At 52.4% G+C, this 12233-nt stretch carries 10 protein-coding genes; 9 read left to right on the forward strand and 1 reads right to left on the reverse strand.

Annotated features, from left to right (window positions below; translation table 11 throughout):
- The first annotated feature begins 12 nt into the window (after positions 1 to 12).
- The 4 genes from ACJJIM_RS22325 to ACJJIM_RS22340 all read left to right on the forward strand — a co-directional run bounded on the left by ACJJIM_RS22325 (position 13) and on the right by ACJJIM_RS22340 (position 4219).
- Positions 13 to 1020 carry a S66 family peptidase gene (locus ACJJIM_RS22325; protein ID WP_413664197.1) on the forward strand — a complete coding sequence of 336 codons (1008 nt, stop codon included), beginning with the start codon at positions 13 to 15 and terminating at the stop codon, positions 1018 to 1020.
- A 575-nt stretch (positions 1021 to 1595) separates the two neighbouring features.
- The gene (locus ACJJIM_RS22330; protein ID WP_444912006.1) at positions 1596 to 1961 is read left to right on the forward strand and encodes an HIT family protein; all 366 of its coding nucleotides are present in this window, start codon (positions 1596 to 1598) and stop codon (positions 1959 to 1961) included.
- 175 nt (positions 1962 to 2136) lie between these two features.
- Positions 2137 to 3918 carry an acyl-CoA dehydrogenase C-terminal domain-containing protein gene (locus ACJJIM_RS22335; RefSeq protein ID WP_444912007.1) on the forward strand — a complete coding sequence of 594 codons (1782 nt, stop codon included), beginning with the start codon at positions 2137 to 2139 and terminating at the stop codon, positions 3916 to 3918.
- Positions 3919 to 4027: 109 nt separating this feature from the next.
- Complete coding sequence (locus tag ACJJIM_RS22340; protein ID WP_413664201.1) at positions 4028 to 4219, forward strand: DUF3094 family protein; 192 nt, start codon at positions 4028 to 4030, stop codon at positions 4217 to 4219.
- Here the strand turns inward: ACJJIM_RS22340 and ACJJIM_RS22345 are convergent.
- On the reverse strand, positions 4216 to 4686 hold the full coding sequence (locus ACJJIM_RS22345; RefSeq protein ID WP_444912008.1) for an EVE domain-containing protein: 471 nt from the start codon (positions 4684 to 4686) through the stop codon (positions 4216 to 4218). The two genes, ACJJIM_RS22340 and ACJJIM_RS22345, sit on opposite strands and share 4 nt — an antisense overlap.
- 121 nt (positions 4687 to 4807) lie before the next feature.
- Here ACJJIM_RS22345 and ACJJIM_RS22350 point away from each other — a divergent pair, with 121 nt between their 5' ends.
- The 5 genes from ACJJIM_RS22350 (at position 4808) to ACJJIM_RS22370 (ending at position 12224) form a co-directional block, all read left to right on the forward strand.
- Entirely contained in the window at positions 4808 to 5896 is a 1089-nt protein-coding gene (locus ACJJIM_RS22350; protein ID WP_444912009.1) for a sensor histidine kinase, read from the forward strand.
- Positions 5897 to 5900: 4 nt separating this feature from the next.
- Entirely contained in the window at positions 5901 to 6716 is an 816-nt protein-coding gene (locus tag ACJJIM_RS22355; RefSeq protein ID WP_444912010.1) for a LytR/AlgR family response regulator transcription factor, read from the forward strand.
- A gap of 231 nt (positions 6717 to 6947) precedes the next feature.
- Positions 6948 to 10043: an efflux RND transporter permease subunit gene (locus tag ACJJIM_RS22360; RefSeq protein ID WP_444912011.1), complete on the forward strand. Its 3096-nt coding sequence runs from the start codon at positions 6948 to 6950 to the stop codon at positions 10041 to 10043.
- A complete protein-coding gene (locus ACJJIM_RS22365) occupies positions 10040 to 11158 on the forward strand; it encodes an efflux RND transporter periplasmic adaptor subunit (protein ID WP_282934509.1) in 1119 nt (372 codons plus the stop codon). The genes ACJJIM_RS22360 and ACJJIM_RS22365 overlap by 4 nt, the downstream gene beginning before the upstream one ends.
- A 238-nt stretch (positions 11159 to 11396) precedes the next feature.
- Positions 11397 to 12224 carry a TonB-dependent siderophore receptor gene (locus ACJJIM_RS22370; protein WP_444912012.1) on the forward strand — a complete coding sequence of 276 codons (828 nt, stop codon included), beginning with the start codon at positions 11397 to 11399 and terminating at the stop codon, positions 12222 to 12224.
- Positions 12225 to 12233 lie beyond the last annotated feature (9 nt).

Raw genomic sequence — 12233 nt, forward strand, 5'->3', positions numbered from 1 at the left:
CACGCTATCAACATGAATAACAGGTTTTATCCTAAGCTAATACCGGGAAAGGCGATAGCAATATATTCACCCTCCTCAAATGTAGCAAGTAAATATCCTGACCGATTAATTCGGAGCGTTAAAGCCTTGGAGCGAACCTTGAATACAAAGGTTGTACTGCCGGAGCAGGTGTGCTTTTCAAGAGGGTTTACGGCAGGGACTGCATTGGAGCGGGCTCAGGCGCTTGAGAGTTTATTACTCGATCACTCGATTGCGGGAATCATGTGCTCAATTGGAGGATTTAACTCAGCTGAAATATTAGAACACTTGAATCGAGATATTGTTTGCCGACACCCCAAAGTGTTAATTGGCAACAGCGATGCGACAGCCTTGATTTTAGGTATTTATAGTTTGAGTGGATGGACTACTTATTTTGGCCCCACACTGTTACCTCAGTTTGGCGAATACCCACAGCCTTTTGCTTTTACGGACGAGAACCTTTTTTCTGCCATCGGTAATAATGAGACCTTGACAGAGCTAAGAGATCCTGCTGCATGGACTCGTGAATTTACGGACTGGGGTGAAAGTCCGCAACGTCGTCGTTTGATGGAAAAAGACAGTCACCGAATAGTTTATCGAGAAGGGCTGGGTGAGGGGATATTGTTTGGAGGGAATATAGAGACGCTAAATATGCTTGTGGGTACGCCATATCTTAATATCCCCTCAGATATTATTTTTTTCTGGGAGGCCCATGCTGAAGAAGCGCGACTAGAGAGGGTTCGTCGTGCCCTTACCCATTTGCGTCAATCAGGGATACTCTCTCACGTTAGAGGTATGCTTATTGGACGCTCGCCATATTGCACTGATATAGCCGGCGTCACGCTAAAAGATACGGTTCTTGAGGCTTGTGCGGATTTCGACTTTCCAATAGTGGCGAATCTAAGCTTTGGGCACACAGATCCCATGTTGACTTTGCCAATCGGTGTTTTGGCTAATGTTTGTGTAATGAAAGGTAGTGAGGCCCGTATCACAATTGTCTAACTTACTTTTATCAAAACAGGGATGCCCATGCGGTTATTGCTTGAGTACCCCGGGGGAGAGGTCGCAATTTATTGTCTGCCAAAATGATGTTGCGACCGCACTAATACCGATACGGCCGAGAATTAGGGGGAATGTGGTGGTGGTGCCTCACGTCTATCATACGGATTTTTCCACATTCAATCAGAGTGAGTTCCGCGATCTATTTAAGTGTGTCAGGGAGTCTACTTTTGCAGTAGAAAACCTCTATGATCCTGATGGCACCAATGTCTGGTGTGATTGGGGGGAAATTACGGGGCGATCCTATCTTCACTTAGTTTGGGAGATTGTCCCCAGGAGTGACAGGAGAGCGGGTAGAAAATATCGCTATACGGATATTTTTTCGTGTCCGCAATGGAGTTCGCCGGAGAGGGCGAAGGAAGCTGCACGTCTACGCGATGCTCTCAATTGCTCGAAATAGCCCCTATTATAAAACGATCATAACTTGTATTGAGTTTGCTGTGCCTTATACGTTTCGAGTTCGAAGGCCGTGCCCGCTATGTACACTGATGCATTCGAATGTTCCGCTGGTAAAGGAGATGAAGCACGCTTGCCTGGCGGTAAATCCGAGGCAGCGCAGTAAAGGCGCATTGTTAGTAATCCCTTCTTTGCACACGAATCATTTTACCGCTTGTGACTCGGTAGTTTTATCAGATGTCAGCAATTTGATCCTAACGGGTGTTGATATTCTGCGAGAGGCATTTCAGCCAGATGGTATTCATACATTCTGCAATTCCGGAGTGTCCGCAGGCCAGTCTGAAGATCACATGCATGTGCAAATCATCCCGCGATATGCAGCTGAGCCCTATTCATTTGTACCCAGTGATGAGATTCCACTATTAGCTGAGGATAAGTTAGCCGAACTCGTCAGCGTTCTACTGCGAAGGAGCGCCAATGTAGACTAGCAGCAGTTTTTTCAGCCGGCTCTAGTGAGCGGTACAGCACTCATTCAACAGATTGTTCCCACTCTTTAGAACTGAGTGCTTGTCAGGTTCCTCAAGGCCCGAGACTGTTGACATTAGGGCGCTTCGGCCCTAGATTCAAACGAGCGTTTGAAACACTTGAATGAGGACCGGGAGCATGGCCGACTATAAGGCGCCACTAAGGGAGATGAACTTCCTACTTCACGAGGTATTTGCTGCGGAAAAACTCTGGGCGGAATTGCCCGGGTTGGCTGGGGCGGTAGATCGTGAGACCGCAGATGCGATTCTCGAAGAGATGGCCAAGCTGGCTGCCAACACCCTGGATCCGATCAATCGCACTGGCGACGAAGAGGGCTGCCAGTGGAATGACGGTGTGGTGACCACGCCGAAAGGCTTTAAAGAGGCCTATGCCACCTTCTGTGAAGGCGGCTGGGGTGGACTGCTGGGCAACCCGGAGTACGGCGGCATGGGTATGCCGAAAATGCTGGGCGCTCAGGTTGAAGAGATGATCAATGCTTCAAATATCTCTTTTGCTCTCTACCCGGTTCTGACTAACGGCGCCTGCCTGGCAATTGATGCCCACGCCAGTGATGAGCTGAAAGAAAAATACCTGCCCAAGATGTATGAAGGCACCTGGGCTGGTGCCATGGGCCTTACCGAGCCTCACGCCGGTACGGACCTGGGTATTATCCGCACCAAGGCCGAGCCCCGTGGCGATGGCAGCTTTAGCATTAGCGGCAGCAAGATCTTTATCACCGGCGGTGACCAGGATCTGTCCGAAAATATTATCCACCTGGTATTGGCAAAATTGCCGGACGCACCCAAGGGGCCGAGAGGCATTTCGCTGTTCCTGGTGCCCAAATACAAGGTGAACGAAGACAACAGCATCGGCGAACACAACGATGTGAACTGTGGCTCAATCGAGCACAAAATGGGTATCAAGGCCTCCGCTACCTGTGCGATGAACTTCGACGGCGCCCAAGGCTGGCTGGTCGGCGAGGAGAACAAAGGACTCGCGGCCATGTTTACCATGATGAACTACGAGCGTCTGGGTGTCGGTATCCAGGGCCTCGGCGCTTCAGATCGCTCCTATCAAAATGCTGTTGAATACGCTCGCGACCGTATCCAAAGCCGCTCTCCAGCGGGCGCCAAGCAGCCAGAGAAAGCCGCAGACCCCATCATTGTGCACCCGGATGTGCGCCGTATGCTGCTCACCCAAAAAGCCTTGGTCAACGGCGGCCGCGCTCTGTCCACTTACGTGGCCAAGTGGTTGGATATTTCCAAGTTCGGCGAGGGTGAAGAGAAAAAGAACGCGGAGAATATGGTTGCCTTGCTGACCCCGGTGGCCAAGGCCTTTACTACCGATATGGGATTGGATTGCACCATCCTCGGTCAGCAGGTCTTCGGTGGCCACGGTTATATCCGCGAATGGGGCCAGGAACAGTTGGTGCGCGATGTGCGTATTACCCAGATCTATGAAGGAACCAATGGTATCCAGGCTCTGGATCTGGTGGGCCGCAAGACTGTAGCCACTGGCGGTGCTCTATTCGAATTGTTTGCTGCAGATGTACAGGGCTTTATCGATGCCCAGATTGATCGTGAGGAAATGGCCGAGTTTATCCAGCCGCTCATCGCTGAGATGCAACGCCTGCGTGAAGCAACTGAGAATATGGTTGCCGCCACTCAGCAAGACCCCCACGCACCGGGTGCGGCTTCTGTAGAGTACCTACACCTGTTCGGCTACGTCGCTTACGCCTTTATGTGGGCGCAAATTGTGTCTGCGGCGCTGCCGAAAGCAGAAGCGGATAGCTTCTACAACGGCCAGATAAAGACAGCGCGCTTCTACTTTGCTCGCCTGTTGCCACGTACCCAGGCATTGGCCGGCAGTGTCAATGCAGGCAGCGCTAGCTTGATGGACTTGGAGGAAGAGCTGTTCTAACAGCCCCCAAAGAAAGTGTTAAAAAGCCCCGCATCGCGGGGCTTTTTTGTGGAGCTGTAGAAAGCTTTCTCCTAAACTCAGGGCACAAAAATAACGAGCGAAAGTGCCCATGTTAGATCCCTCCGAAAAGAAACTCTCCGATGAAGACCAAGCCAAGGTCGATAAATACCTGCAGTCCGGCATCAACAGTGTCGAACGCAAGCCTTTCCGTCCCTGGGTATTGTTACTAGGCTTGTTAGCGTTATTGACGCTGCTATCGTTGCTGAGCCTGTACATCGCCCAGACAAAAGGTATCGTCTAGCGCGGTGTGGAGCTTCCCAAGTGCTGGAGTAGCTGCCATTCGTCACCGGAAACTGGCTGGATAGACAGGCGCCCCTGTTTTACCAGCACCATCTCTGCTAACTGGGGGATGCCCTTGATTTCTGCGAGGGGCACCGGCCGCTGGAACTCACTTCGCCAGCGAATATCGACGCAGTACCAGCGCGGTTTATCCTCGCTGGCCTTGGGGTCAAAGTACTTGCTTTCCGGGTCGAACTGGGCCGGATCGGGGTAGGCAGAGCGAACCACTTCGGCGGAGCCCACAACAGCCGGCACCTTACAGGCACTGTGATAAAACAGCACGCCATCTCCTTCCTTCACCTTATCGCGCAAAAAATTGCGTGCCTGGTAATTGCGGATACCATCCCAGCGACCGCAACCGCTGGATTCGGCAGCGAGGTCCTGAAGGCTGTATTCATCGGGCTCAGATTTAAATAACCAGTAGGTCATGCGGCAGTTTGTCTCTTTGCTGCGCCGGGTGGTGTTTCGCCGGCTTTCGGCGCCATTTAGTATGAAGCTGCCGATTAGTGTCAAATCGGCGCATAGATTTTTACCCAATAAGCGGGAGATTATGGGAAGCAAAACACTTCAGTGGCTTTCACAGAAGCTGGCCAGTCGTCGTTCACAATACTGGGCCCTGCAGTTCTCTGGTTGGGGGGGCTATACGCTGTTGACCTTTGTAGGTAGTTTTTTTTGGGTGAATGATCACTGGATTCACTCTGGCTACATCATAGTTGCCACTACTGCGGGAGTTGTTCTCAGCGAGAGTATGCGTTTGGGTTTTCACCGCCTGTGGAGTAAGCCTCCAGCGCTGCGATTAATAGGTTCTTTATTGCTGGTAGTGATGGCGGCGGTGATTTGGGCGGCAATAAAATTCAGCGGCTCTCTGTGGCTGTATGGTCACGATGGTGATGAGCACCCGGCACTCCTGGCCATCTATTGGTTCACCTATTCATTTCTGATTCTGATGACCTGGGCGGCGCTCTATTACGGCATCAAGTATTACCGCTCCTCTCAGGCGCAGCAGGAGAAGGCGTTGCGGGCGGAATCAATGGCGCATCAGGCTCAATTAAAAATGCTGCGTTACCAGTTGAATCCTCACTTCCTGTTTAACACACTCAACGCAATCTCCACCTTGATCCTCGATAAGGACGGGCGCACGGCCAACAATATGGTGACGCGCCTGTCTCAATTCCTGCGCCATTCCCTGGATAATGACCCCATGCAGAAGGTCACCCTGGCGAAGGAAGTTGAGGCGCTGATGTTGTACCTGGACATTGAAAAGGTGCGCTTCGCCGATCGCTTGGGGGTGAATCTGGATTTACAGGGGGAGTCCCCCCAGGCCCTGGTGCCGAGCCTGTTGTTGCAACCGTTGGTTGAAAACGCGATCAAATACGGGATTGCACAACTGGAGTGGGGCGGTGAGATTGGCATCAAGTCACGGGTTTTCGCCGGCGAACTGTTACTGGAGGTTATCGATAACGGCCCCGGTATGTCGGAAGAGGAGCTGCGCCTGATTGGCAAAGGCTACGGAGTGGGCATTCGCAATACCTGTGAGCGCCTTAAGGCCCTTTATGGCGATGACCAGAGAGTGCGTTTCCGCAATCGTCCGGAAGGGGGCTTGTCGGTAAATATTCGTATTCCCTTTGAACAGGAATAAAGAAATGAGTGGAGTAGAGATCCTGAGGGCGATCGTTGTCGATGATGAACCCCTGGCTCGTCGCGGCTTGCGGCTGCGCCTGGAGCAGATGGCTGATATCGAGGTGGTTGCAGAGAGCGGCAATGGTCGCGATGCATTGGAGAAAATACTGGAGCTGAGGCCCGATGTAGCATTTGTGGATATCCAGATGCCCGGCGTAAACGGTTTGCAACTGGTTCAGTTGATTCCGTTGGACTCTCTGCCTCATGTGGTATTTGTCACGGCCTACGACCAGTATGCGGTAGAGGCTTTTGAAATCAATGCGGTGGACTACGTATTAAAACCCATCGAAGAAGAGCGCTTGGAGTTGGCTCTTACCCGAGTCAGGGAACAGAGAGCCAACGCTGATATCGCTAACCAACGAGAGCAATTACTCGAAGCTGTTGCCGATTTGACCAAGGAATCCCCTGAGGTGCTGGAGCAGAAGCTGGTTAGCGGGCAATTTGCCGGCAGTGCCTATCCGGACAAAATTGCAGTGAAAGATGCGGGCAAAATCACTTTGGTGCCCTCCAGTGAGATCGACTGGATCGATGCTGCTGGTGATTATATGTGTGTGCACGCTCGGGGTGAGACCCATGTGATGCGTATCACCATGAAAGAGCTGGAGCAGCAGTTGGACCCGAAACTTTTCCAGCGCATACATCGGTCAACAATCGTCAATTTAAGTCGGGTAAGGGAAATACGTGCCCATATTAATGGCGAATACCATCTGGTATTAGATAGCGGCGAGTGTTTAAAAATGAGCCGCAGCTATAAAAATAAAGTCCAGCACTTCCTCTGATCCATAAATTTTTTATGGCTCTCAGGTGAGGCAGCAAAGCAGGTGGGTTTTCCACTGTAACGCTGCCTCTTAAGGCATGGATTTCATTTTGTGAATTTTTATTTTCTTTCCGGCGAATAAACGGGCTCTTCATGGCCTGATCGAATTTTCCTGGCAACTAGTCGCAACTGCCTTGTAAGGAATTCATATTCCGCTAGCCTTCAGTCCCAATAAAAAACTGGGGCTGAAGTAATGGCATTAACGCGCGCCGCTTTAAAAAATCCCGCTGCTGCGGGGGTCGCAGTGGTTATGGCTGTTCTGCTTGGAGCTTTCCTCGCCAGCCAGCTGCCGGTTCAACTTTTCCCCGATATCGACAATCCTCGTATCGCTATTCAGGCGGGCTGGAGAGCGGCCGCACCGAAAGAGGTGGAGGCGGAAATTGTCGAGCCGATCGAATCCGTATTACAGGGCCTCACTGGTCTGGAAATGATGCAAGTCAACGCCGGTCGCGGTGGCGCCTGGGCAAATCTGGAATTTGCCATGGGCACCGATATGAACAAGGTGCTGATTGATGTTATCAGTCGTATGAGCAGCCTGCCGCCACTGCCCCGGGATGCGGAGCCACCGCGAGTAATGCTGGGTGGCTGGGGTGGTGATGCCACAGCACTGACCTATTTCTTTCTGCAAAAATTACCTGATAACCAAAATAACCTGGATGACTACGCCGGCCTGATTGAAGATGTACTGCGCCCGGAGTTGGAGTCGGTGCCCGGGGTTGCCAGTGTCCAGGCCCAGTCTGGGAGTGCGGCACAGGAAGAGTTACAGATTATTTTTGATCCCTGGAAAGCAGCTGAACTGGGAGTAGAGCTGCCTACAGTGAGTCGGCAGCTGGCGTCGGCCAGGGATGTCTCCGGCGGATTTACTGACGTGGGGCGGCGTCGCTATACCCTGCGCTTTGTCGGCGAGTATGAACCCAAAGACTTATCCGAACTGGTGTTGGAGTGGCGCAATGGACAGCCGGTGCGCCTGGGCGATATTGCCGAGGTCAAGGTGGGGCCTTCCGAATCGCGCGGTGTCACCACGCAGAATGGCAACCCGGCAGTTTCTCTCCGTATTAACCGTACCAACAATGCCAATATGCTGGCTACTTTGGAGCGGGTTAAGCAAAAAGTCGCTGAGCTGAATGAAACTAAATTGAAAGCTGAGCAGCTTGTGCTGGTGCAATCATTTGATGCATCAGTATTTGTTTATCGGGCTTTAAACTTGCTCGGCGGTAATATGATTTTGGGTATCGTATTAGCTGTCGGAGTGCTCTGGTGGTTTATGCGACGCATGCGTGCGACCTTGATCGTTGCCGCAGCGATTCCAATTTCATTACTTTCGACCTTTGTGGTGCTGTCGGCCGCAGGCCGCAGCGTGAATGTAATTTCTCTGGCGGGACTGGCCTTTGCTACCGGTATGGTGCTCGATGCTGCGATAGTAGTGTTGGAAAATATTGTGCGCCTGAGAGAAAAAGGTCGGGGGGCAGAGGAGGCTGCGGAGCAGGGTGCAGGCCAGGTGTGGGGTGCACTGTTGGCCAGTACTGCGACAACCGTTGCGATATTCCTTCCTGTATTTTTCCTTAACAGTGTCGAAGGGCAGGTCTTCGGTGACCTGGCCCTGACTATTGCTGTGGCTGTGGTGTTTTCCCTGTTGGTTGCGGTGGCTGTGGTTCCCCTGGCTGCGCGTCTGTGGCTACCCTCTATCTCTACTGAAGACCGTCTCTCCCGAGTGTGGGAAAAAATAACTGCGCGGGTAATGGCTTTGACGAGTACCAGGACCCGCCGTTGGCAGGTGATCGGGGGGCTTTTATTAATGCCCATGGTTGCGACTTATTTATTCTTACCAAACCTGGATTATTTACCGCCGGTAAAAAGAGATGCAGTTGATGTGTGGATGAACTTCCCCGCATCCACTAATACCAAAACTTTAGAAACAGAAATCGTCAACGAGTTGGATAAGCGCATGGCACCCTACATGAGTGGTGAGCGCGAACCAGCCCTGAAGAACTACTACGTGATCACCTGGCCCAATGGCGGCACTATGGGAGTGCGGGTTAAGGATATGGATCAAGCCAAGGAGATGGAGAGAATCCTGCGGGAAGAAATCCTGGTGGATATTCCCGATTTCCAGGGATTCGCTGCGCGGGGTAATCTGTTTGGCCAATTCGGTGGTGACCGCAACATTGCTTTACATCTGCAATCCCGTGATGCCGAAGCATTGATGCGTGCGGCGGCCCTTGGGGTTGAAGTTGTTGAAGAGGTGATGCCGGGGACACCGGTGCAGACCAACCCGGGCTTATCTTTATCAGAACCTGAATTGACAGTGCGCCCCAATGATCGCGCAATGCTGGAGCAGGGCTGGAATCGCCAGGATATGGGCGGACTGGTTCGAACGCTGGGCAATGGTCTCTATGTTGGCGAGTATTTTGACGGTGAAAAGCGTCTGGATATTATTTTTAAAGCGCAGCCCTGGAGTACTCCCGAACAACTGCAAAATACGCCGTTGGTAACGCCCCGTGGAGAAGTGGTACCGCTCAGTCAGCTGGCCAGTGTGGAGCGGACTGTGGGGCCGGGCAGTTTGCGCCGGGTCGATGGTCGGCGCACCATTACACTGAATATAGTACCGCCGGAAGATGTGTCCCTTGAAGAGGTGCGCGCACAGCTGGAGGCGGATGTATTGCCGAAGATTCGCGAAGCTCTGCCCGCTGATGGGAGTATTTTGGTGGGAGGCAATGCCAGTGACCTGGATAAGGCCCTGGCTTCGCTTTCCAAGAATTTCCTGTTAGCGCTGCTAATTTTATTCCTGCTGATGAGCGCACTGTTCCGCTCCTTGCGAGATGCCTCTCTGGTACTGCTCACCGTGCCCCTGGCGACAGTGGGCGGCGTGTTGGCGCTACAAATTTTAAACTTAATCGACTTCCAACCACTGGATCTGCTCACCATGATTGGCTTTGTGATACTGCTAGGCCTGGTGGTGAATAATGCTATTTTGCTGGTACACCAGACACGAGCGGCAGAGATGGCGGGTAGCACTCGGGTCGACGCTGTAGAGCAGGCCTTGCGCCTGCGTTTGCGCCCTATTTTTATGAGTACCCTGACCAGCGTGTTTGGCATGTTGCCACTGTTGGTTGCTCCCGGTGAGGGCAGTGTTATCTACCGCGGCCTGGCCGCAGTGATTGTGGGCGGCATGGCAGTGAGCACGCTCTTTACCCTGGTTTTATTGCCGGCATTACTGCAAACCGGCAGCCTGCCACTACCCAAATTTACGGCTATGCGCGAAAGGTTTGCCCTGAGGAGTTCACAATGAAGAAATTACTCGCAGGTATCGTTTTATCTCTGGGCGCCAATGGCGTTTGGGCGCAGGGCGATCCTATTGCGGTATTGGTGGATCGGGCCCAAGTTCGGGAAATTGCTCCGAGCCAGTGGTCTGCAGGTGAGGTGGTGAGCCGACGAGATATCCTGGTTTCTTCTGAACTGGATGGTGTGTTGGAATTTGTTGCTGAACCCGGCAGCTTTATTAAAAAGGGTGAGCGCCTAGCCGAGTTGGACAGTACTCATTGGCGATTACAGCTGCGCAATAGTGACAGCCGTATTGCACAATTGCGTGCGCGGTTGACCTATATGGATGCTCAGTTAAATCGACTGAGTAAGTTGGCGGAAACCAATAGTACCTCCCGAGCTGCACTGGAAGAGCAGCAGGCTGAGCGCGAGGCAATGGCTCAGGACCTGATTGCGGCTCAAATTGAGCGCGACCGACGGGCCTATGAATTATCTAAAACAGCCATTGATGCACCCTTTGATACTTTAGTGGTGAGCCGCGAATTACAGGCGGGAGAATATGTGCGCACAGGTTCGGAATTACTGCGAGCCCTGGATATGTCACAGATGGAAGTGGAGGCGGATATTCCCCTGACGGCCCTGCCGCTGATTCGCATTGGTGACACAGTGGCGCTGCGCAGTGATTCTGTCTCTCTGCCGGGAGAGGCTCGGGTGGATGATCAATTATTTAGCGGACGGGTACGTCAATTTGTGCCTGTGGCCAGCGATCGCTCCCGGCGAGTTAAGCTGATGGTAACTTTGCCACAGAGTGCGCCGGAGCAGTGGGACTGGATTGTCGGTATGCCGGTACAGGTCTCTGTGCCCATTGCGCAGGCGCAGGCCACCATGTCTGTGCCAAGGGATGCCTTGGTTTTAAGAAATGGCGATACCTTCGTATATCGAGTGGGCGAGGGGGATAAGGCTGAGCGATTATCTGTGCGCATCGGCAGTGGTGATGGTGAATGGGTGTCGGTAAGCGGTGATCTCACTAAGGGCGATCGTGTGATAGTGCGTGGTGCTGAGCGCTTGCAGCCTGGACAGGAAGTTAAAGTGCTGTCGGAAGTGGTGCGAGATAAAGAGCCATTACAGGCGGGCAGTGGCTAATTCCTGATTTTCCCTGAAGGCCTTCTGATCAAATACAGGGTGACTCGCTGCTTGTGATCGCCCTGGCCCTCCTAATTTTCCGCCAAGCAATGATGTCCTCTCCCCATCTAAACTATTTGTGGGTACATCGATTAAGTAATAATCATTCGCATTGACTGGCGAGTATTTCTTCAAATATCATCCGCTCCGTTTATGGTGCCCCTGCACCGTTCGCTGATTTGGAATGAGGTTTTAGCCGATGAAAAGTAACGGCTTAATGAAGAAAAAAGCGCTGTCAGCCTGGATTGCTGCCGCCGTGCTCGCCCCGCTGGGAAGTTCTGCTTGGTCTGCTGAAACCATGGAAGAAGTCAGCGTCTACGGAGAGCAGGAGGAGACCAGTACCGCCTCTCGCCTAAGCCTATCTGTTTACGATACTCCGCAAACGGTAACAACTATATCCCAAGCTCAAATCCAGGACTTTGCCCTACAGGATATTAATGAGCTGCTGAAATATACCCCTGGGGTAACCGTAGAGAACGTAGAGACGGATCGTACTTATTACACTGCTCGCGGCTTTGATATTGTGAACTTCCAATACGATGGTATCGGTGTTCCCTTTTCCTCTGGTTTATCCCATGGGCATCAAGACACAGCGATATTTGATCAGGTTGAAGTGGTGAAGGGCGCAGCAGCTCTGACCACAGGTCTGGCTAACCCCTCCGCGACGGTTAACTTTATCCGTAAGCGTCCAACAGAAGAGTTCAAGGCGGGTGTAGATCTGGTTGTCGGTGAAGAGGGACGTTTGCGCACCCAGGGAGATATCTCAGGTTCTATCAGCGATAACGTCCGAGGCCGGTTGGTGGTTGCAGAGGATGAGGCCGACTCTTATCTTGACCGCTACGAAACTGACGGCAGTGTCTACTACGGTATTGTGGAAGCGGATTTGACTGATTCCACCACCCTGACCTTAGGCCACAGCCAAAATCGCAGTGAAGCCGATGGCAGTATGTCTGGTGCCCTGCCACTTTTCTATACCAATGGCAGCGCTACCGATTACGATAATTCCACAAGCACGGCACCGGACTAGGCTTTCCGC

The sequence above is a fragment of the Microbulbifer maximicatervae (SeqCode) genome, from assembly GCF_052467615.1.

What these genes read in the sequence shown, in the direction of transcription:
- ACJJIM_RS22325 (WP_413664197.1), top strand. Translation starts at nt 13, where the DNA reads ATGAATAACAGGTTTTATCCTAAGCTAATACCGGGAAAGGCGATAGCA.
- ACJJIM_RS22330 (WP_444912006.1), top strand. Translation starts at nt 1,596, where the DNA reads ATGAAGCACGCTTGCCTGGCGGTAAATCCGAGGCAGCGCAGTAAAGGC.
- ACJJIM_RS22335 (WP_444912007.1), top strand. Translation starts at nt 2,137, where the DNA reads ATGGCCGACTATAAGGCGCCACTAAGGGAGATGAACTTCCTACTTCAC.
- ACJJIM_RS22340 (WP_413664201.1), top strand. Translation starts at nt 4,028, where the DNA reads ATGTTAGATCCCTCCGAAAAGAAACTCTCCGATGAAGACCAAGCCAAG.
- ACJJIM_RS22345 (WP_444912008.1), bottom strand. Translation starts at nt 4,686, where the DNA reads ATGACCTACTGGTTATTTAAATCTGAGCCCGATGAATACAGCCTTCAG.
- ACJJIM_RS22350 (WP_444912009.1), top strand. Translation starts at nt 4,808, where the DNA reads ATGGGAAGCAAAACACTTCAGTGGCTTTCACAGAAGCTGGCCAGTCGT.
- ACJJIM_RS22355 (WP_444912010.1), top strand. Translation starts at nt 5,901, where the DNA reads ATGAGTGGAGTAGAGATCCTGAGGGCGATCGTTGTCGATGATGAACCC.
- ACJJIM_RS22360 (WP_444912011.1), top strand. Translation starts at nt 6,948, where the DNA reads ATGGCATTAACGCGCGCCGCTTTAAAAAATCCCGCTGCTGCGGGGGTC.
- ACJJIM_RS22365 (WP_282934509.1), top strand. Translation starts at nt 10,040, where the DNA reads ATGAAGAAATTACTCGCAGGTATCGTTTTATCTCTGGGCGCCAATGGC.
- ACJJIM_RS22370 (WP_444912012.1), top strand. Translation starts at nt 11,397, where the DNA reads ATGAAAAGTAACGGCTTAATGAAGAAAAAAGCGCTGTCAGCCTGGATT.